The sequence below is a fragment of the Mycolicibacterium arcueilense genome (assembly GCF_058536225.1).
The window spans coordinates 117,662-138,402 of the sequence record NZ_JBZTYL010000037.1; the positions used below are offsets into that span (position 1 = coordinate 117,662).

Genomic DNA, 20,741 nt, shown 5'->3' on the forward strand with positions numbered 1-20,741 from the left:
GCGTCGAGATTACCCGGTACCCGCGGTCCCGGTTGTGTCGGCCGGCTTGGTCGCTGTCACCAGGTGGGTTCCGACGTAGGGGCCGCCCCACCACATCCGCCAGCCGAGATTCTGTCGCTGCACATGCTGCCAGCCCTTGGCGCGCAGACGCTCGGAATGGCGCCGAGTTTCCCAGATATCGGCGATGGCCAGCCGCCCGCCCGGGCGCAGCACCCTGGCGGCTTCGTCGAGGGCGCGGGACCGCCCGGCCCGATCGGGGATGTTGTGGATGGCCAGGCTGCTGACGATGACGTCGACACTGGCATCGTCGAAGGGCAGGGCGGTCATGTCACCGGTGTGCACCTCGACCCGATCGGCGACGCCCTCGGCCGCGGCGTTGGCCAGCGTCTGTTCCGGCGAGTTGCCGGTCTGATCGGCGCGCCACAGATCGACGCCGAGGGCGCGTCCCCGTGGCAGTCGTTTGGCCGCGGCATGCAGCACCGCGCCGCGGCCGCAGCCGAGATCGAGCAGCGTCTCATCGCCGCGCAGGGCCAGGCCATCGAGGATGTCGCGCCACACTGCGAACTTGCCGCGACGGGTGGTGTGCACGAACGACGAAACGGTGCTCGCCAGAAGTGCAGCGGAAGCGCCTGTGACACAGGCGGTTCGGCGTCGACCACGGGCGATGTTGACGATCGTCGTGACCAGCAGGGCGGTGAATGCACCGCCGGCGATCGCGGCCTGGGCGGGCGCGGACACCGCGTTGTAATCGCCGTCGAATCCGTAGTCGGGGGAGTCCATTTCTCCCACGGTAGCCAGGTCGGCTGGGAGTGGGTGGGCTACGACGCGGCCGCGCGCACCGGCCGCCAGACTTCCGCCAGGGCTTCCAGCGGAATTCCCAGGGCATCGCTCAGTCCGACGACCGTGCCGAACGCCGGGGAGGGTAGCCGGCCGGTCTCGATCTTGCGCAACGTCTCCGGGGAGATGCCGGCGTGCGTGGCGACCTCGTCGAGCGGGCGGGCGCCCCGGGCGGTACGCAGGGTCTCGCCGAGCCGGCGACCGGCTGCGATCTGTGCGGGGGTGAGCGGGGTGCGGACCACGCCACCACGGTAGCGCCGGTATTTATATACCGCTAGTGTTGGTATTTAAATACCGAGGAGAGTGTGGACATGATCGAGCTGAAGACCGCCGCCGAGATCGAGAAGATGCGCGTCACCGGACGGTTCGTGGCCCAGGTGCTCGCCGAGTTGAGCGGGCTCGCGGATATCGGGGTCAACCTGCTCGACCTCGAGCTGCACGCCCGCGACATGGTCAAGCGCCGCGGTGCCGAATCGTGTTACTGGGACTACGACCCGTCATTCGGTCGCGGCCCGTTTCGCAACGTCATCTGCCTCTCGGTCAACGATGCTGTGCTGCACGGGCTTCCGCATGACTACCGGCTGGCCGACGGCGACGTGCTCACCATGGACTTCGCGGTGTCCATCGACGGCTGGGTCGCCGACGCGGCCCGCACCGTGATCGTCGGGACTCCGGCAGCAGCCGATGCACGGTTGGTTCGGGCCACCGAGGAGGCGCTGGAGGCCGGCACCGCCGCTGCGCGTCCAGGGAATCGGCTCGGTGACATCTCGTCCGCCATCGGCGCCGTCGCCGCCGATTACGGATATCCGGTCAACCTCGAATTCGGTGGGCACGGGCTGGGCCGGACCATGCACGAGGACCCGCATGTCCCGAACCGCGGCAAGCCCGGCCGCGGCATGAAGCTGCGGGCGGGAATGACGCTGGCGCTGGAGCCGTGGCTCGCCGCGGGCACCGACCGCATCGTCTTCGACCGTGACGGCTGGACCATCCGATCCGCCGATGGTTCCCGCACCGCGCATACCGAGAACACCGTGGCGATCACCGAATCGGGCCCGGTGGTACTCACGTGTTGAGTCGTGCTGGCCTCTTGCTCAATGCTGCGGGCGCAACAGCAGCGTGGCGATGACGCTGATCACCGCGGTGGCCACCAGATACCCGCACGCCAGCCAGGGCGCTCCGCCACCGGCGGCGATCAGCGCGGTGAGGATCAGTGGGGTCAGGCCCGAGGAGTAGACGCCGGAGAGCTGATACACCGTCGACAGCCCGGTGTAGCGGGTCCGCGTCGGGAACAACGAGGCGTACAGCGTGCCCTGCGCGCCGTAGAACCACGCGTGAATGACACCGAACGCCAACAACATTCCCACTGCATAGGCCGTGATGCTGCCGGTGTTGAACAGGGCGAACGCCGGGAAGACGACGACGGCGTAGGCGGCGATTCCCGATGCGTAGACCGCTTTCGGACTGAACCGGTCGGCGAGTAGACCCGACACCGGCAGCAGCGCCGCCATCACCAGCGCCGCCGCGGTCACCACGATCAGGACCGGCACCTTGCCGAGATGCAGCGTCGTCGTGGCGTACGCGATGGTGAACACGCCCCAGGTGTTGAACGCGGCGCCCTCGCCCCAGCGCGACAGCAGGCCCAGCACGGTCGAACGCAACACCGGGGGCCGGAAGATCTCCTTCACGGGGACCGCCGAGCGTTCGTCATCGTCGCGCAGCTTCTCGAACGCCGGGGTCTCGGCCACCCGGAACCGCACCACGACACCGAAGATCACCAGCACGACGCTGAACAGGAACGCGATCCGCCAGCCGTAGGTCTGGAACGCCTCGGCAGACAGCCACAACTGCAGCAGCACGAACACCCCGGTGCCCAGTGCCAGCCCCAGAGCCAGTCCGACCTGGGGGATGCTGCCGAACAGTCCGCGGCGATGCCGGGGACTGTGCTCGACGGCCAAGAGCACCGCGCCGGCCCACTCGCCGCCGAGAGCGAATCCCTGGACCACGCGCAACACCAGCAGCAGGATCGGGGCCAGCACACCGATCTGCGCCGCCGTGGGCAGCACTCCCATCAGTGCGGTCGCCGCGCCCATCAGCAGCATGGTCAGGGCGAGCGTCCGTTTGCGGCCGATCCGGTCGCCGATGTGGCCGAACACGAATCCGCCGATGGGCCGGACGACGAACCCGACCGCGAACGTGGCGAATGCCAGCATCGTGCCGACGAACGAGCTCTGGTCCGGGAAGAAGGTGTGGTTGAACACCAGGCTGGCGGCCGTGGCGTAGAGGAAGAAGTCGTACCACTCGATCGTCGTCCCGAGCACACTGGCCAGCACCGCCGTGCGCACCGTGTTTCCCGAGGCGGGCGTCGCCGTGGAGGCGGTGGGCGGGGCGGCTGCGATAGTCACCCTAGTTGTCTAGTGACCGCCCGACGCTCCGCCCACCGTTGCGCGCACCCTGATCGAAACCCGCGCCTACCCGAAGGCCAGGTCGATGATCTCCTGCTGTTCGACGGCATGCACCTTCGACGATCCCGATGACGGAGCCGACATCGCGCGCCGCGAGATCCGGGTGATCGGGTTGAAGTAGTCCGGCAGCACCTCGGGCAGGGTCAGGCCGAGTGACGGCCAGGCGCCCTGGTTGGCCGGCTCCTCCTGTACCCAGAACTTCTCGGTGACATTCGGGTAGCGGTCCAGCGTCTCGGCCAACCGGCGCCGCGGCAGCGGGGCGAGCTGTTCGAGCCGAACGATCGCCACGTCTTCGCGGTTGTCCTTGGCCTTGCGGGCCGCCAGGTCGTAGTAGATCTTGCCGCTGCACAGCAGGACGCGGGTGACCTTGCTGCGGTCGCCCTCGCCGTCGGTGTAGACGGGCTCCTCCAGCACCGAACGGAACTTGTTCTCGGTGAAGTCGCGGATATCGCTGACCGCGGCCTTGTTACGCAGCATCGACTTCGGGGTGAAGACGATCAGCGGACGCTGGATGCCGTCCATGCCGTGCCGGCGCAACAGGTGGAAGTAGTTCGCCGGGGTGGACGGCACCGAGATCGTCATCGAGCCCTCGGCCCACAGCTGCAGGAAGCGCTCGATGCGGCCCGAGGTGTGGTCGGGACCCTGACCCTCGTGGCCGTGCGGCAGCAGCAGCACGACGTCGGAGAGCTGGCCCCACTTGGCCTCACCGGAGCTGATGAACTCGTCGATGATCGATTGGGCGCCGTTGACGAAGTCGCCGAACTGCGCCTCCCACAACACCATTGCGTCGGGATTGCCCACCGAGTAGCCGTACTCGAAGCCCACCGCGGCGTATTCCGACAGCGCAGAGTTGTACACCAGGAACTTGCCGCCGGTGGGGGTGCCGTCGGTGCTGGTGGCCAGCAGCTGCAGCGGGGTGAACTCCTCGCCGGTCTTACGGTCGACGATCACCGAGTGGCGCTGGGTGAACGTGCCGCGCTGGGTGTCCTGGCCGGAGATCCGGACCAGCTTGCCCTCCGAGACCAGCGACCCGAGCGCGAGCAACTCGGCGAACGCCCAGTCGACCTTGCCCTCGTAGGCCATCTCGCGGCGCCGCTCCAGCACCGGCTTGACGCGCGGGTGCACGGTGAACCCGTCCGGCAGGGCCAGATGGGCGTCGCCGATACGGGCGAGCAGGGACTTGTCCACCGCAGTGGCGAGCCGCTGCGGGATCTGCTGGTCGGCCTCGACCGATTCGCTGGGCTCGGCCGCGTGCTTCTCCAGCTCGCGGACCTCGTTGAACACCCGCTCCAGCTGACCCTGGTAGTCGCGCAGGGCGTCCTCGGCCTCTTTCATCGAGATGTCGCCACGGCCGATCAGTGATTCGGTGTAGGCCTTGCGGGAGCCGCGCTTCGTGTCGATGAGGTCGTACATGTACGGCTGAGTCATCGACGGATCGTCGCCCTCGTTGTGTCCGCGGCGGCGGTAGCACAGCATGTCGATGACGACGTCCTTCTTGAACGCCTGGCGGAAGTCCACTGCCAGCCGCGCCACCCAGGCACACGCCTCGGGGTCGTCGCCGTTGACGTGGAAGATCGGTGCGCCGATCATCTTGGCGACGTCGGTGCAGTACTCGCTGGAGCGCGAATCCGTTGGCGCCGTGGTGAACCCGATCTGGTTGTTCACCACGATGTGGATGGTGCCGCCGGTGCGGTAACCGTCCAGCAGGGCCAGGTTCAGCGTCTCGGCGACCACGCCCTGGCCGGCGAACGCGGCGTCGCCGTGCAGCATCAGCGGGACGACGGGGTACTCGCCGGAGACGTCGGCGTCCTTGCTGCCGTCCAGCAGATCCTGCTTGGCCCGTACCAGACCCTCGAGCACCGGGTCGACGGCTTCCAGATGCGAGGGGTTGGCGGTCAGCGACACCTCGATGTCGTTCTCGCCGAACATCTGGATGTAGGTGCCGGTGGCGCCGAGGTGGTACTTCACGTCGCCGGAGCCGTGGGCCTGGCTCGGGTTGAGGTTGCCCTCGAACTCGGTGAAGATCTGGCTGTAGGGCTTGCCGACGATGTTGGCCAGCACGTTGAGGCGGCCGCGGTGCGGCATGCCGATGACCACCTCGTCGAGCGCGTGCTCGGCGCACTGGTCGATCACGGCGTCCATCATCGGGATGACGGTCTCCGCGCCTTCCAGCGAGAAGCGCTTCTGCCCAACGTATTTGGTCTGCAGAAAGGTCTCGAATGCCTCGGCCGCATTGAGCTTGCTCAGGATGTACTTCTGCTCGGCGACGGTGGGCTTGTCGTGCTTGACCTCGACGCGTTCCTGGATCCAGCGTTGCTGCTCGGGTTCGAGGATGTGTGTGTACTCCACGCCGATGTGGCGGCAGTAGGCGTCACGCAGCACCGAGAGCACGTCGCGCAGTTTCATGTACTGCTTGCCGGCGAACCCGTCGACCTTGAACTCGCGGTCCAGGTCCCACAGCGTCAAGCCATGGGTGTTGACGTCGAGATCGGGGTGACTGCGGAAGCGGGTGTTGTCCAGCCGCAGCGGGTCGATGTCGGCCATCAGGTGGCCGCGGTTGCGGTAGGCCGCGATCAGCTCGATGACACGGGCGTTCTTGTCGGCGATCGAGTCCGGGTTGTCGGTGCGCCAGCGCACCGGCTCATACGGGATGCCGAGTTCGCGGAAGATCTCGTCGTAGAACTCGTCGTCGAGCAGCAGGGTGTGGATGGTGCGCAGGAAGTCGCCCGACTCGGCGCCCTGGATGATGCGGTGGTCGTAGGTCGATGTCAGGGTGATCAGCTTGCCGATGCCCAGGTCGGCGATGCGTTCCTCGCTGGCGCCCTGGAACTCGGCCGGGTACTCCATGGCGCCCGCGCCGATGATGGCGCCCTGGCCCTGCATGAGCCGCGGCACCGAGTGCACGGTGCCGATCGTGCCCGGGTTGGTCAGCGAGATGGTCACGCCGGAGAAGTCCTCGGCGGTCAGCTTGCCGTCGCGGGCCCGGCGCACGATGTCCTCGTAGGCGGCGATGAACTGGCCGAAATGCATTGTCTCGCAACGCTTGATCGCAGCAACGACCAGTGACCGGTTGCCATCCTTACCGGGCAGGTCGATGGCCAGGCCGAGGTTGGTGTGGGCCGGGGTGACCGCAGCCGGCTTGCCGTTGGCCTCGGCGAAGTACCGGTTCATGTTCGGGAACTTCTTGACCGCCTGCACGATCGCGTAGCCGAGCAGATGGGTGAAGCTGACCTTGCCGCCACGGGTGCGCTTGAGGTGGTTGTTGATGACGATGCGGTTGTCGATCATCGCCTTGGCCGGGATGGCCCGCACGCTGGTCGCGGTGGGCACCTCCAGCGACGCGTTCATGTTCTTGACCACGGCCGCCGCGGCGCCACGCAGCACCTGGGACTCGTCGCCCTCGGCGGGGGTGGGGCCCGGCTTCGCCGGCTTGGCCGGTGCAGCAGCCTTGGCCGGTGCGGCCTTGGCGGGCGCCGCTGCCGGAGCGGGTGCCGCAGGCGGAGCGGGTGCCGCAGGCGCGGCGGGAGTTGCTGGCGGTGCGGCGGCAGGCGCTGCCTGCGCCGCCGGCTGACCGTTGGCGACGGTGTTGTCGGTGGTGGGTTCAGGGGAGTAGTCGACCAGAAATTCGTGCCAACTCGGATCCACCGAAGAGGGATCCTCGCGGAACTTGCGATACATCTCCTCGACCAACCACTCGTTCTGCCCGAATGGTGAAGGTGAACTGCTCACGGCAGACACTCGCCTCGATTCTTGTGTCCGGCTAGCCGTCACATGCAGGCTTGCCGCTTGTGTTCTTCTGTGGGCGGTCGACCCCTCTGGACCGCCGCATAAAGGCTATCGCCTTTCAGCGCCGCCTGAGGTCAGCATGGTCCTCAGGGGTTGGCGGACGGCAGCACATGCAACGTTGCGGGCCACCGCGGCGGGGGTGCGCCGAACGCCTGGCGGGCGTTGGCGACGATCTTCTTACCCATCAGCCGGTTGCCGACCCCGCCGATGACAGCGCCGATGCCCACCGGCAGCATCTTGCCGAAAGCCATCGCGCCGCGCTTGAGCGTATACCGCTTGACGAAGTACTTGACCAGCCGGGAGTTGAGCTGAGAGACCGCGGGCAACGGCAGCGTCGCCGCACCGTCGGACAGCCACGCACCGCTGGTCCGTCCGGTGCCCAGCAGGTCGGCCATGGCGTGCTTGCTGTCTTCGCCGACGAGGACCGAAAGCACCAGTGCACGGCGCCGTTCGCGATGGTCGGCCGGGATGCCGTGCACCTCGGCGACGGCGAGGACGAACACCGACGTGGCTTCCAGGAACACGACCGTCTCGCCGGCGACGGCCGACAGCGCCGCCAGGGTTCCGATGCCCGGGAAGGCGGCGGCCGAACCGACGGCGGCGCCGCTGGCCATCACCGCGGCCAGGTAGTGCTTCTCCAGCCGGGTCACGATCTCGGCCGGGGTGGCATCGGGCTGATGGCTGCGCAACCGGTCCACGTAGGCCTTGACGGCCGGGGCCTGGACGCGCGAGCTGCGCTCGATGATGGCCGAGAGCACCTTCGCCGCCGTGCTGGGATCTTCGGTCTCTTCGATCTTCGCAGGCAGGGCTTTGGACCGCGCACGCACTTCGGGGCCTCCCAGGTGTGAACCCATCGTTGACTGCCAGGCTATCGCTTGACCTGACGTCGGGAGAACGAACGGCCACCCGTTGCCGGTGCCCGAGGGTGACAGCGGTCACGGGAACAAAAAACTGAAATGCGGGGCTGTTCACCTTCATGGCATCATCGCCCGACGTGGACCAGACGACATTGCCGGCCGCGCCGAGCCGAATCCGGATGATTCTCGTCCTGGGTGCCCTGGTGGCGCTGGGTCCACTGACCATCGACATGTATCTGCCGGCCCTACCTCGGATCGCCGAGGAACTCTCGGTCTCGTCCTCGGTGTCGCAGTTGACGCTCACCGGAACCCTGGCCGGTCTGGCCCTCGGCCAGCTGATCGTCGGCCCGCTGTCGGATTCGCTGGGACGCAGGCGCCCGTTGATGGCGGGCATCGTGCTGCACATGGTGGCCTCGGTGCTGTGCGTGCTGGCACCCAACATCACCGTCCTCGGGCTGGCGCGCGGTCTGCAGGGCATGGGTGCGGCGGCGGCCTCGGTGGTGGCCATCGCCGTGGTCGGCGACCTGTTCAGCGGCACGGTGGCGGCCACGGTGATGTCGCGCTTGATGCTGGTGCTGGGAGTGGCCCCGGTGCTGGCCCCGTCCTTGGGGGCGGCCGTGCTGTTGCACGGGTCCTGGCACTGGGTCTTCGTCGCGCTGGTGGTGGTGGCCGGGGGATTGTTGGCGATGGCCGCGCTCGCCCTGCCCGAGACGCTGCCGGTCGCCCACCGGCGCCCGCTCGCGGTGAGCGGCATCGTCAGCACGTATATCGAGCTGCTGCGTGACTCCCGATTCGTGATCCTGGTGCTGGTCGCCGCGCTGGGTATGTCCGGGTTGTTCGCCTATATCTCGGCGGCGCCGTTCGTCCTGCAGGGCCACTACGGTCTCGACCAGCAGGCCTTCGCGCTGGTGTTCGCCGCGGGCGCGATCGCGCTGATCGGCTCCACCCAGTTCAACGTCGTGCTGCTGCGCCGGTTCTCGCCGCAGGCCATCACGGTGGCGGCGTTGAGTTGGTCGACGCTTGCCGGGGTGGTGTTCGTGGTGCTGACCGTCGCGCACGTCGGTGGGCTGTCCGCGTTCGTGGCGCCGGTACTGGCGATCCTGGCCGGTATGGGCCTGGTGCTGCCCAACGCCCCGGCCCTCGCACTGTCGCGGCATCCCGACGCTGCCGGAACCGCGGCCGCGCTGCTGGGCGCGGCGCAGTTCGGGCTCGGCGCCGCGGTGGCGCCCGCGATCGGGGCCCTTGGCAACGGTGCGCTGGCGTTGTCGTGGGTGATGACGGCCGGCATGGCGATCGCCCTGACGGCGCTGCTGCTGGTCGGTCGGCGTAACGACGATGCCGGGCCGAGCGAATACCCGGGCGACACGCTCGTCGTTTCCGAGGCGGTTGTCGAGCCCGTCTGACGCGCTCCCGGGTAGCGTCGGCTGGGCCCGCCAACAACCCAACTGAGCCGGACCCGAGGCCCAACACACCGCATCGCCATGTCTCCAGCGCTGAACGCCCGCACCCCGAGCCCGCAGGGCACGGCGCCCGCGCGTGCGGACAACCCGTGGAACGCACTGTGGGCCATGATGGTCGGCTTCTTCATGATCCTGGTCGACGCCACGATCGTCGCAGTCGCCAATCCGACCATCATGGAAGAGCTCGGCGCCGATTACGACGGCGTGATCTGGGTGACCAGTGCTTACCTGTTGGCCTACGCTGTGCCGCTGCTCGTCGCGGGCCGGTTGGGCGATGTCTACGGCCCCAAGAACCTCTACCTCGCCGGCCTCGCCGTGTTCACCGCGGCCTCGCTGTGGTGCGGTCTGGCCGGCAGCATCGGGATGCTGATCGCGGCCCGTGTGGTGCAGGGCATCGGGGCGGCCCTGCTGACGCCGCAGACGTTGTCCACGATCACCCGCATCTTCCCGCCCGAGCGGCGCGGCGTGGCAATGAGTGTGTGGGGCGCGACGGCCGGGGTGGCCACGCTGGTCGGTCCGCTGGCCGGTGGCGTGCTGGTCGGGGGACTGGGCTGGCAGTGGATCTTCTTCGTCAACGTGCCGATCGGGGTTGTGGGCTTCGCCCTGGCGGTCTGGCTGGTGCCCGTGCTGCCCACCCAGGCCCACCGGTTCGACGTGCTGGGCGTGGTGTTGTCCGGTGTCGGCATGTTCCTGATCGTGTTCGCACTGCAGGAGGGGCAGTCGCGCGACTGGGCGCCGTGGGTGTGGGCCACCGGCGCGGTCGGCATTGCCGTGATGGTCGCGTTCGTGTGCTGGCAGGCGGTCAACACCGCCGAGCCGCTGATCCCGCTACGGATCTTCAAAGATCGCGACTTCAGCCTGGCCAACGTCGGCGTCGCCACGATCGGGTTCGCGGTGACCGCGATGATCCTGCCGTTGATGTTCTACGCCCAGACGGTGTGCGGACTGTCGCCGATCCGGTCGGCACTCTTGACCGCTCCGACGGCGATCGCCAGCGGTGTGCTGGCGCCGGTCGTCGGCCGCATCGTCGACCGGGCGCATCCGACGCCGGTGATCGGTTTCGGTTTCTCGGCCATGGCGATCGGGCTGACCTGGCTGGCGATGGAGATGACCCCGACGACGCCGATCTGGCGGCTGCTGCTGCCGCAGTTGGTGATGGGCGTCGGCATGGCGTTCATCTGGTCCCCGTTGGCAGCGACCGCGACGCGCAACCTGCCGCCGGATCTGGCCGGGGCCGGATCCGGCGTGTACAACGCCACCCGCCAGGTCGGTTCGGTGCTGGGCAGCGCGGGGATCGCGGCGTACATGACGTCGCGCATCGGCGCCGAGATGCCGGGGGCGGCCGCTGCGGCGCCCCGCGGTGAGGGCGCGGTCGCCGAGTTGCCGGAGTTCCTGCACGCGCCGTTCGCCGCGGCGATGTCGCAGTCCATGCTCCTGCCGGCGTTCATCGCGCTGTTCGGGGTGGTGGCGGCGCTCTTCCTGCTCGGCTTCGATGCCGAGCCGGTCTTCGCGTCCGACCCGGATCCCTACCTGGACCCCCGCGACGACGATGACGACGACTACGTCGAGTTCACGGTGAGCCATCACCACAACGATGGAGACGGCGCGGCGGACGCGGTGACCGACTCGTTCCGGGTGCTGCCGCTGGCCGAGGACCCCGAGAAATGGGAGAACATCTACGCCGAGTTCATGGCCGAGCGCGAGGATTGAACAGCACGGCGCGATTGAGGTATCCGTCCGGATCGAATGCGGCCTTGATCGTGTGCATGGCCGCGATGTCGGCCTCGGTGCGTGACATCGCCACATAGTCGCGCTTACGCGATCCGACGCCGTGCTCGGAGCTGACGTTGCCGCCGCAGTCGGCGATCAACGTCATCATCGCGGCATACAACCCCGCTTCGGCGTGGGTGGAGCACCGCAGCACGTTCAGGTGCAGATTGCCCTCCCCGATGTGGCCGAACAGCACCGGAATGGCGTCCGCGGTATGGCTGGCGATCAGTTCGGTGGCGTCGGCAGCGAAGTCCTGGATCGCCGAAAGCGGCAGCGAGACATCGAATTTCAATGGCGGTCCGAACAATCCGAGCACCTCGGCCACCGACTCCCGTACCTGCCACAGCCGCTGCTGGGCGGTTGTGTCGATGCCGACGGCCGGCTCACCACAGAGGTCGGCCCCGTCCAGCGCGTCGGCCAGCCGTTCGGTCTGGTCGCTGTCGCCGGCCAGTTCGATCAGCAACTGCCAGGCGCCGTCGACCGGGGCGGGGACGCCGAGATGCTCGGCGGTCAGCGCACTGGCCCGGGCGTCGATCAGCTCCAGGGCCGCGATGCCATCGAGGTCGCGGAAGAGGCGGCCGGTGCGGGTCAGCGCTTCCAGATCGGCGAACCCACAGATCGCGGTGACCCGGTGGGTGGGGGTGGGATGCAGGCGCAGATCCAGCGCGGTGATCACGCCGAGCGTCCCCTCGGCGCCGACGAACAGCGAGGCCAGGTCGTAGCCGGTGTTGTCGCGGCGGACCTGACTGTGCCGGTGTACCACCGAACCGTCGGGCAGTGCGATGTCCAGGCCCAGCACCTGCTCGCCCATGTTGCCGTAACGAACGGTGCGCAGACCGCCGGCGTTGGTGGAGGCCATCCCGCCGACAGTGGCCGATTCGCGCGCGGCCAGGTCCACCCCGAACACCAATCCGGCTGCGGTGGCGGCGCGTTGCACCGCTGCCAGGGGAGTCCCGGCGCCGGCGCTGACACGGCGCTCGACGGTGTCGACGACGCCGATCTCGGTGAGGCGCTCGGTCGACAGCAGGATGTCGTCGTTCTCGGGCACCGTCCCTGCCACCAGCGAGGTGCGGCCGCCTTGCACCGTGACACACGCTCCCGCATCGCGGCAGGCGCGCAGCACCGCGGCTACTTCGTTGGCGGTGCCGGGCCGGACCAGAGCTGCCGCTTGTCCGCGATACCGCCCGGTGTGGTCGACGCACCGGCCGTCCAGCACGTCGGGATCGGTGGTGACGTAGCCGGCACCGACGATTCCGGCAAGGGTTCCGGTAAGCGTTTCAGTCACCGGTTGGGTGTATCACATCCGATGCGCCGGCCGTTCCGGCGCGGCGTGCGGGCAGCGGGTTCGGTCGTGCTGGCTACCATCGCAGCCATGGCCGTCAACGAGACATCGATCTGATTGTCGATCAACCGGAGGGGTCTGCTCGTCGGGTCGGCGGCAACGGTCGTCGGTGCCGGCCTGGTGAGCTCGGCATGTGGTTCCGCGGCTCGGGAAGGAGCTGGACAGGAGATGACAGATCCCTCGGCGCCGGGTGCCAACCGCGCCGTCGATACTCATGCGCACGTGTACCCGGCATCGATCCTGGACCGGCTGGAGTCCATCGGGGTGGATCCGCAGTCGACCGAGATCGCCCGCGGGATAAGGGCGAGCGACTCGGACGCGGACATGGCGGCTCGCCTCAAGATGATGGACGATGCGGGCGTGGCTACCCAGATCCTTTCCGCCACACCGCAAGTACCGATGGTCGATGACGTTCGGGCCGCTGCCGCGGTGGCCCGCGAACTCAACACCATCTACCGCAATCTGCTGCAGCGGTATCCCGGGCGCTTCGCAGCATATGGGACGGCGGTGCTTCCGCACGTCACGGAGTCCATCGCCGAAACCGCCTACTGTCTCGATGAACTCGGATTCGTCGGCATGGCGGTGAACACGTTCCTGCCCGGCGGCCGCTCGTTGGCGGACCCGCAGTTCGACCCGTTCTACGCCGAGCTGGATCGGCGCGGCGCGATCCTCTACATCCACCCGACCGGCTGCGGCGCCTTCAGCCGCCCGATCAACGACCATGGCCTGGCCTGGGTCAACGGCGCACCGGTGGAGGACGCGACCGCTGTCCTGCAACTGATGAAGGCCGATATCCCGCACCGCTTTCCGAACATCATCTGGCATGTCGCGCACCTCGGTGGCGACCTGCCCTTCCTCGCCCGCCGTATCGAGGACAACTTCGAGGACTGGCACGCGTTTGCGCACAGCCCTATGGAGATCATGCGATCGATGTACTTCGACGCGGCGAACTTCCACGAACCGTCACTGCGTCTGGCCGTGGAAACTTTCGGTGCTTCTCAGATCATGTGTGGCAGCGACTACCCGTACTTCCAGGACGCCAAATACACCCGCGCGGTGAGCTACATTCGCGACTCGTCGCTCGACCAGCAGGACAAGGATGCGATCCTGAGTTCCAACGCGCGGCGGCTGTTCGGTCTGGATTGACCGTCATTCGGTCAGGGCCAGGAATGCGCCCAGCGCGATCAGACTGTCCGGCTGACCGGGCAGATAGTCGGTGAGCTGTGGTGAACGCACGATGAAGGCGACGTATTTGGCCCGGCTGATCGCCACGTTGAGCCGGTTGCGGTTCAACAGGAATCCGATGCCCCGGGGCACGTCGGCGGCCGAGGACGCCGTCATCGACACGAACACCACGGGCGCCTGTCTGCCCTGGAATTTGTCCACCGTGCCGGCCTGCACCTCGGTGAGTCCCGCTGCGTCGAGGGCGCACCGCACCATGGTCACCTGGGCGTTGTAGGGCGTGACGACCAGGAAGTGCTCCTGCCCCAGCGGGGTGCTGCCGTTCTCGTCGGTCCAGGTGGTGCCCAGCAGGCCGGTGATGGCGGTGACGATCGCGGCGGACTCTTCCGGACTGTCGGTCGAATTGCCGAGGTGCGCCACCTCGAGCGTCCGGACGCCGGGTTCGATACCGTCGAGTCTGCGTGCGGCACTGACCTTTTCGTGCGACTGCAGCCTGCCGTCATAGGACAGTCGCGACACCGGGCCGCACACCGCCGGATGCATCCGGAAAGAGTGATCCAGGAAGTAGCCGCGCTCGGCCGGCAGCGTATGCGCCCCGTCGACGAGCCATCCCAGCGCGGAATCGTCCACCGGTGCCGGGTGCGTTCCCTGACAGACCTGGGGGAGCTGTTGCGGGTCGCCGAGCAGCAGCAGATTCCGCGCGGCGGGGGCCACCGCGATGGTGTTGGCGAGGTTGAACTGCCCGGCCTCCTCGATCACGAGCAGATCGAGGCATTGCCGTGGCACCCGCGTCTCGTTCGCGAAATCCCATGCCGTGCCGCCGATCACGCAGCCGGGGTGGTCGGCGATGAACGACGCGTAGTGGTTCTCGCCGATCTCGGTCCACCGCGGGTCGGCGCCCTTGCGCTTCTTGGCCACCTGCGCCGCGTCCACTCCGGCGTCGAGTACCTGCTCGAGCAGATGCTCGATCACCGCATGCGACTGCGCGACAATCCCGATGCGCCAACCGTGTTGGTTGACCAGTCCGGCGATGATCCGCGCCGAGGTGTGGGTTTTCCCGGTGCCGGGCGGTCCGTGCACCGCGATGTACGAGCAGTCCAGATCCAACAGAGCCGCGCTGACGTCGGCGGCGGTGTCACCGTTGCGGGGTAGCGGACGGCCGCTGACGGTGCGTGGCGGACGACGTAACAGGACATCGGTCATCGCATCCGCGGGCAGGTTCGGCAGACCGGCGGCGACGGTGATGGCGGTGCTGTCGATGGATGCCTGCAGGGGCTTGGTGTTGATCGGCGGGCCAGGGGTGAGTGCGAACGGCACCTGGGTGAACGCTTCACCGTCCTTGGGTTGGCGTTCGGTGATCAGCACTTCGGTGGGTGCCTCCGGGTTGTCGCAGTTGACGACGGTCGCGCTGCCGAAGCCGCGCCGGTCTGGGTCGTCGGACAGGCCCGCCGGAGCGGGCGGGCTGTACAGCGCATACACCTCGGTGCCCAGCTCACCGGCATCGATGGCGCCGGTCAGCAGGACCTGTCGTTGCGGTTTGCGGGCGCGTGGCGGGGTGTGCCAGTCGGCGACCACCTGTGCTTTTTCGGCGACGAAAACACCTGTGCCGTCGGCCCATTCGTCGACCGGATTGTTGAGCCGGTCGAAATGGCTCCACCAGAACGGCTTGGCCTCACGCTTGTGGAAACCCCGGGCTGCCGCGATCATCGCGACCGCCTGCTGCTCGTCGGAGCGCGGGTCGACCCCGTCGCCGGCGAACTTCAGCAGCTTGCGGTCGGTGGCGTCGGCCTTCTCGATCGGCCCTCCGTCACGCACCGGTTGCGGACCGCGCGGTGGAACCTCGGCTTCGAACGCCCGGTTGATCAACCAGTCCCGCAGCCGGTGGGTGGATCGGCAGTCGTACCGGTTGTAGTCCTCGATCTCCTTGAGCACCGTGGCAGCCTCGTCGTGCTCACCGGCCTCCCGCAGTGCGCAGTAGCGCGCGTACTCGGTGATCGAATCGGTGGCCTTGGTGACCTCACCGTCGCGAAGCTCGTTGCCCATGTAGAGCGGCTCCAGCGACTTGATGCTGTAGTTCTCGGTGCCGACGCGAATGCTCTTGCGGACCATCGGCAGAAGGTCGACGAGGATGCCGTTGCGCAGCAGGTCGTCGACGTCGTTCTCGCCGACTCCGTAGCGGCCGGCCAGCCGCAGCAGGGTACTGCGCTCGTACGGCGCGTAGTGGTAGATGTGCATCTTGGGAAAACGCTTGCGGCGCTTGCGGACCAGGTCCAGGAAGTCGATGAGCACCTGACGTTCGCTGGCCCGGTCATGGGCCCAGAGCGGTTGGAAGTTGCCCTCCGCGCCGAGAACGCCCCACAGGTATTCCAGGCCCCACTCGTGACCGTTGACCGTCCACAGCGGGTCGCCCTCGTAGTCGAAGAACAGGTCACCTTTGTCCGGGTCGGGCAGCAGCATCAGCGGTTGCGGATCGACGACCTCGTACGGCGGCTTGGCGTCCACCCGCGGCGCCACCTGCAACCGGGCCTGGCCGGTCAGCGCCGTCACCACCCGCTGGGCCAGCCCGGGCACGGCGCCGGTGTGCCCGGCCAGCTGATGCGTGGTGGTGATGCCCGCGTCGATGAGACGAGCGCGCTGGGTCGCCCGCATTCCGGCGACCAGGAAGAGGTCGTCGGTGGTGCGGATCTGCTGCTGGCATTCATCGCAGCCGAAGCAGGCCCGCACCGTCTCGTCGGACCACGACACCGCGGTGCCGGCGGTAAGGTGGCCGTCGAGCAGTGTCTGCAACGCACCGCGCCGTGGCCGGTACACCGCCAGCAGTTCGTCGACGCGGTAGCTGGATACCGCGCCGTCGCCCAGGATCAGGTCGACCTCGTCGGCCACCGGCACGCCGGCGCGGGCCAGCACATCGGCGTAGGCGGCCAGCTGCAGCAAGGCCTCCACCTTCACCGAGCGCGAGAGCTTGGTGTCCCGCAGGCGGTACCGGTCGCCGTCCCAGATCAGGAAGTCGGCGAACCCGGCGAACCGCCCGTCGAACATCGCGGCCTGGTAGATCACCGGGGCCCGGCGTTGCACTGCTTCGAGAGTGGCCTGGGCGGCCGTCGTCAGCCCGGCCACCGTGTAGGCAGGCCGGCCGATCACCGTCACCTCAGAGTTGGCGCGCAGTTCGTCGAGGTGGCGCTGCTCGTGCTCGTCGCCGAGTTCTGCTGTGCGGGCCAGCAATTCGTCGTCGGACGACACCGCCGGGCCGCGGCCCAACCGCGCGTCGAACGAGCGCAGCAGGGCATATTCACAGCGGGCGGCCGCAGCCAGGTCCGACGCGCTGTAGATGACCGTCGGCCCCGACGCGCCTTCGTCGGTGACGAACACGCTGCCACTGTAGGTGAGCGCACCGACATCGGGCCGGAGGCTAGGTGTTGCCCATCAACTCCACGCCGCCGCCGTTCCAGCGGAACTTCACGGTGCTGGCCAGTCCGTGGAATCCGCCGGAGTATTGCAGCGCCACGGTGTCACCGGTGCTGGCCGTCTTGTCGATGGCGTTGAAGCCGTAGGTGTCGGGCACGCCGGTCGGGATGAACTTGCCGAGGTGGAACAGCACGGCCCGGGTGTTGGGGTGTTCGGAGTTGGTGTTGGCTTTGACGATCACCGCCGACAGCTGAGCGCACTCGTTGTAGTTGCCCGCCACCGGCTCGGGGCTCCAGGCCTGGTTGCTGCGCGGGTCACGGGGTAATTCGGAGACGGCCTTCGCGATCTCGGGGGCGGCCAGGTTGACCGAGCACGGGTCGGTCTGCGGCGCCGCCGGTGTGGGGGCGGCCTTGGGGGCCGGTTTCGACGCCGGGGCCGGTGCCGGATTGGCGCTGGCCTCGGGGGTTTTCGAGACCGTGGAATCCCCCGATCCGCACCCCGCGAGCGTGAGCACGGCCGCCACGACGACCCCGGGGGCCATGGCGAACACTGCGACCCGTTTCACAGTTGGGCAACCTACCGTGACCCCGCTGCGGGGTTGTGCAGGCGCGCGGCCGGGAATCCGGCCGATTGGCACTAGACTTCTGAACCGATGACCTCGCCAGACCCGGATTCGGGGGATACCGCCCCAACGTTTGCCGACCTGCAGATCGACCCTGCGGTGTTGAAGGCTGTTACTGATGTCGGCTACGAGTCGCCTTCGGCGATCCAGGCCGCGACCATTCCGGCGATGCTCGCCGGCTCCGACGTGGTCGGGCTGGCTCAGACCGGCACCGGCAAGACGGCTGCCTTCGCCATCCCGATCCTGTCCAAGATCGACACCACGAGCCGCAACACCCAGGCGCTGGTGCTGGCACCGACCCGTGAGCTGGCCCTGCAGGTCGCCGAGGCGTTCGGCCGCTACGGCGCGCACCTGCCCCAGATCAACGTGCTGCCGATCTACGGCGGTGCGTCCTACACCGTCCAGCTGTCCGGACTGCGCCGCGGCGCCCAGGTGGTGGTGGGCACCCCGGGCCGCGTGATCGACCACCTCGAGCGCGGCACGCTGGATCTGTCCAACCTGGACTACCTGGTGCTCGACGAGGCCGACGAGATGCTCACGATGGGCTTCGCCGAAGAGGTCGAGCGGATCCTCGCCGACACCCCGGAGTACAAGCAGGTGGCGCTGTTCTCGGCCACCATGCCGCCGGCCATCCGCAAGATCACCACCAAGTACCTGCACGATCCGGTCGAGGTCACGGTCAAGGCCAAGACCGCCACCGCCGAGAACATCACCCAGCGGTTCATCCAGGTGGCGGGTGCGCGCAAGCTGGATGCGCTGACGCGGGTGCTCGAGGTCGAAGAGGGCGACGCGATGATCGTGTTCGTCCGCACCAAGCAGGCCACCGAGGAGGTCGCCGAGCGGCTCAAGGCCCGCGGTTTCGCCGCTGCCGCCATCAACGGTGACATCAACCAGGCCCAGCGCGAACGCACCATCACCGCGCTCAAGGACGGCACGATCGACATCCTGGTCGCCACCGATGTCGCCGCGCGCGGTCTGGACGTCGAGCGCATCTCCCATGTCGTCAACTACGACATCCCGCATGACACCGAGTCGTACGTGCACCGCATCGGCCGCACCGGCCGGGCCGGCCGCTCGGGGCACGCCCTGTTGTTCGTCACCCCGCGCGAACGGCACCTGCTCAAGTCGATCGAGAAGCACACCCGGTCGAAGGTCATCGAGGCCGAGCTGCCCAGTGTCGACGACGTCAACGCGCAGCGCGTGGCCAAGTTCCGCGACTCGATCACCGACTCGCTCAACGGCGACGGCCTCGAACTGTTCCGCAGGCTGATCGAGGACTACGAGCGCGAGAACGACGTGCCGATGGCCGATATCGCCGCGGCGCTGGCACTGCAGTCACGCAACGGCGAAGAGTTCCTGATGACCGAGCCTCCGCCGGAGAAGCGGCGGGAGCGCGACCGCGATCGGGACGATCGGGGCGAGCGGTCCCCGCGCAAGGAGCGTCCGCCGCGCGAAGGCCTTGCGACCTACCGGATCTCGGTGGGCAAGCGCCACAAGGTGGGCCCCGGCCACATCGTCGGCGCGATCGCCAACGAGGGCGGCCTGCACCGCAACGAGTTCGGCCACATCACCATCCGCGGCGACTACTCGCTGGTGGAACTGCCGGAGAAGCTGCCGAGCAAGACGCTCAAAGCCCTGGAGAACACCCGGATCTCGGGCATGCTCATCAATCTGGAGCGGGAGCATGGTGAGCGCGCCGACCGGGGTGACCGCGGGCCGCGCCGCGAATACAAGGGCCGTTCGGAGTACAAGGGCCGATCCGAGAACAAAGACCGCTCGGGGAAGCCGCACCGGAAGAGCAAGTGACGGTCTCCAGAAGCGTGGAGGGGCCGTCGGATCAGGGTGGTCTCGAGTCGGTAGACACGGTGGTCTCCGGCGCTTCTGGGTCCACGCGGGTGGCGTCGCTGACCGGAATCCGGGCGGTGGCCGCCATTCTGGTGGTGCTGACGCACGCGGCGTACACCACCGGCAAGTACGGGCAGGGCTATCTCGGGCTGGTGTATTCGCGGGCCGAGATCGGTGTGCCGATCTTCTTCGTGCTCAGTGGTTTCCTGCTGTTCCGGCCTTGGGTGAAGGCTGCTGCGACGGAGGGACGCGCGCCGTCGGTGCGGCGCTACGCCTGGCACCGGGTGCGACGGATCATGCCGGCCTACGTGGTCACGGTGCTGATCGCTTACCTGCTCTACCACTTCCGTACTGCGGGACCGAATCCCGGCCACACGTGGATGGGCCTGTTCCGCAATCTGACGCTGTCCCAGATCTATACCGACAACTACCTGTTCTCCTATCTGCATCAGGGGTTGACCCAGATGTGGAGCCTGGCGGTGGAGGCGGCGTTCTACGTCGTGTTGCCGCTGGTCGCCTATCTGCTGCTGGTGGTGTTGTGCCGACGGCGCTGGCGGCCGGGGTTGTTGTTCTTCGGCCTGGCGGTGCTGGCCGCGGTCTCGCCGCTGTGGCTGACGATCGTGCACGATTCCACGGGCCTGCCCGACGGTGCGCGGTTGTGGCTGCCCACATACATGGCCTGGTTCGTGGCGGGTATGGCGCTGACCGTGCTGGGCCAGCTCAAGGTGCGGGGCTATGGCATGGTGTGCGTGCCGTTGGCGGTGGTGTGTTACTTCATCGCGTCGACGCCGCTGGCGGGGGAGCCCACCACCTCGCCGGCCAAGTTGAGCGAGGCGTTGGTCAAGACGTTCTCCTATGCGGTGATCGCGGCTCTGCTGGTGGCGCCGCCGGCCCTGGGCGACCGCGGTTGGTACAGCCGGTTCCTGGCGTCGCGCCCGATGGTCTTCCTCGGTGAGATCTCCTATGAGATCTTCCTGATCCACCTGATGATCATGGAGTTGGTGATGGTCGAGGTGATGCGCGATCCGGTCTACACGGGGTCGATGTTCAACCTGTTCGTGCTCACGATGGTGTTCACCATCCCGGCCGCTTGGCTGCTGCACCGGTTCACGCGCGTCCGCTCCTGATCTTTTAGTTAGGGTACGCTTACCTAACAAGAAGGTTCACGGGAGG

General features: G+C 67.9%; 14 protein-coding genes. 6 read left to right on the forward strand and 8 right to left on the reverse strand.

What is annotated here, in order from left to right:
- Window positions 1–9: 9 nt before the first annotated feature.
- Together AC4LGL_RS32175 and AC4LGL_RS32180 are read right to left on the reverse strand one after the other, a co-directional pair.
- Window positions 10–780 carry a class I SAM-dependent methyltransferase gene (locus AC4LGL_RS32175; protein WP_491842291.1) on the reverse strand — a complete coding sequence of 257 codons (771 nt, stop codon included), beginning with the start codon at window positions 778–780 and terminating at the stop codon, window positions 10–12.
- A gap of 38 nt (window positions 781–818) precedes the next feature.
- Window positions 819–1,079, reverse strand: a complete 261-nt coding sequence (locus tag AC4LGL_RS32180) for a helix-turn-helix domain-containing protein (RefSeq protein ID WP_491842292.1) — start codon at window positions 1,077–1,079, stop codon at window positions 819–821.
- 69 nt (window positions 1,080–1,148) lie between these two features.
- Here AC4LGL_RS32180 and map point away from each other — a divergent pair, with 69 nt between their 5' ends.
- On the forward strand, window positions 1,149–1,910 hold the full coding sequence (gene map, locus AC4LGL_RS32185) for a type I methionyl aminopeptidase (RefSeq protein ID WP_491842293.1): 762 nt from the start codon (window positions 1,149–1,151) through the stop codon (window positions 1,908–1,910).
- An 18-nt stretch (window positions 1,911–1,928) separates the two neighbouring features.
- On the opposite strand, the gene AC4LGL_RS32190 is transcribed toward map, so the two are convergent.
- The 3 genes from AC4LGL_RS32190 to AC4LGL_RS32200 all read right to left on the reverse strand — a co-directional run bounded on the left by AC4LGL_RS32190 (window position 1,929) and on the right by AC4LGL_RS32200 (window position 7,939).
- The gene (locus AC4LGL_RS32190; protein ID WP_491842294.1) at window positions 1,929–3,239 is read right to left on the reverse strand and encodes an MFS transporter; all 1,311 of its coding nucleotides are present in this window, start codon (window positions 3,237–3,239) and stop codon (window positions 1,929–1,931) included.
- Between the two features lie 66 nt (window positions 3,240–3,305).
- On the reverse strand, window positions 3,306–7,028 hold the full coding sequence (locus AC4LGL_RS32195; protein WP_491842295.1) for a multifunctional oxoglutarate decarboxylase/oxoglutarate dehydrogenase thiamine pyrophosphate-binding subunit/dihydrolipoyllysine-residue succinyltransferase subunit: 3,723 nt from the start codon (window positions 7,026–7,028) through the stop codon (window positions 3,306–3,308).
- A 143-nt stretch (window positions 7,029–7,171) separates the two neighbouring features.
- Window positions 7,172–7,939 (reverse strand): hypothetical protein, encoded by a 768-nt coding sequence (locus AC4LGL_RS32200; protein ID WP_491842296.1) that lies wholly within the window; start codon window positions 7,937–7,939, stop codon window positions 7,172–7,174.
- A gap of 122 nt (window positions 7,940–8,061) precedes the next feature.
- On the opposite strand from AC4LGL_RS32200, the gene AC4LGL_RS32205 reads away from it, so the two are divergent.
- On the forward strand, window positions 8,062–9,345 hold the full coding sequence (locus tag AC4LGL_RS32205; protein ID WP_491842297.1) for a multidrug effflux MFS transporter: 1,284 nt from the start codon (window positions 8,062–8,064) through the stop codon (window positions 9,343–9,345).
- A 78-nt stretch (window positions 9,346–9,423) separates the two neighbouring features.
- Entirely contained in the window at window positions 9,424–11,112 is a 1,689-nt protein-coding gene (locus AC4LGL_RS32210; RefSeq protein WP_491842298.1) for a DHA2 family efflux MFS transporter permease subunit, read from the forward strand.
- On the opposite strand, the gene AC4LGL_RS32215 is transcribed toward AC4LGL_RS32210, so the two are convergent.
- A complete protein-coding gene (locus AC4LGL_RS32215; protein ID WP_491842299.1) occupies window positions 11,090–12,457 on the reverse strand; it encodes an FAD-binding oxidoreductase in 1,368 nt (455 codons plus the stop codon). The genes AC4LGL_RS32210 and AC4LGL_RS32215 overlap by 23 nt on opposite strands.
- A 225-nt stretch (window positions 12,458–12,682) precedes the next feature.
- Here AC4LGL_RS32215 and AC4LGL_RS32220 point away from each other — a divergent pair, with 225 nt between their 5' ends.
- On the forward strand, window positions 12,683–13,660 hold the full coding sequence (locus tag AC4LGL_RS32220; RefSeq protein WP_491842300.1) for an amidohydrolase family protein: 978 nt from the start codon (window positions 12,683–12,685) through the stop codon (window positions 13,658–13,660).
- A 3-nt stretch (window positions 13,661–13,663) separates the two neighbouring features.
- On the opposite strand, the gene AC4LGL_RS32225 is transcribed toward AC4LGL_RS32220, so the two are convergent.
- Both AC4LGL_RS32225 and AC4LGL_RS32230 read right to left on the reverse strand, forming a co-directional pair.
- Window positions 13,664–17,065 (reverse strand): TM0106 family RecB-like putative nuclease, encoded by a 3,402-nt coding sequence (locus AC4LGL_RS32225; RefSeq protein ID WP_491842301.1) that lies wholly within the window; start codon window positions 17,063–17,065, stop codon window positions 13,664–13,666.
- A 40-nt stretch (window positions 17,066–17,105) separates the two neighbouring features.
- Window positions 17,106–17,642 (reverse strand): LppP/LprE family lipoprotein, encoded by a 537-nt coding sequence (locus AC4LGL_RS32230; protein WP_491842481.1) that lies wholly within the window; start codon window positions 17,640–17,642, stop codon window positions 17,106–17,108.
- 111 nt (window positions 17,643–17,753) lie between these two features.
- Here AC4LGL_RS32230 and AC4LGL_RS32235 point away from each other — a divergent pair, with 111 nt between their 5' ends.
- Together AC4LGL_RS32235 and AC4LGL_RS32240 are read left to right on the forward strand one after the other, a co-directional pair.
- The gene (locus AC4LGL_RS32235) at window positions 17,754–19,529 is read left to right on the forward strand and encodes a DEAD/DEAH box helicase (protein WP_491842302.1); all 1,776 of its coding nucleotides are present in this window, start codon (window positions 17,754–17,756) and stop codon (window positions 19,527–19,529) included.
- Entirely contained in the window at window positions 19,526–20,695 is a 1,170-nt protein-coding gene (locus AC4LGL_RS32240) for an acyltransferase family protein (protein ID WP_491842303.1), read from the forward strand. Before AC4LGL_RS32235 ends, AC4LGL_RS32240 begins: the two co-directional genes overlap by 4 nt.
- Window positions 20,696–20,741: the final 46 nt, after the last annotated feature.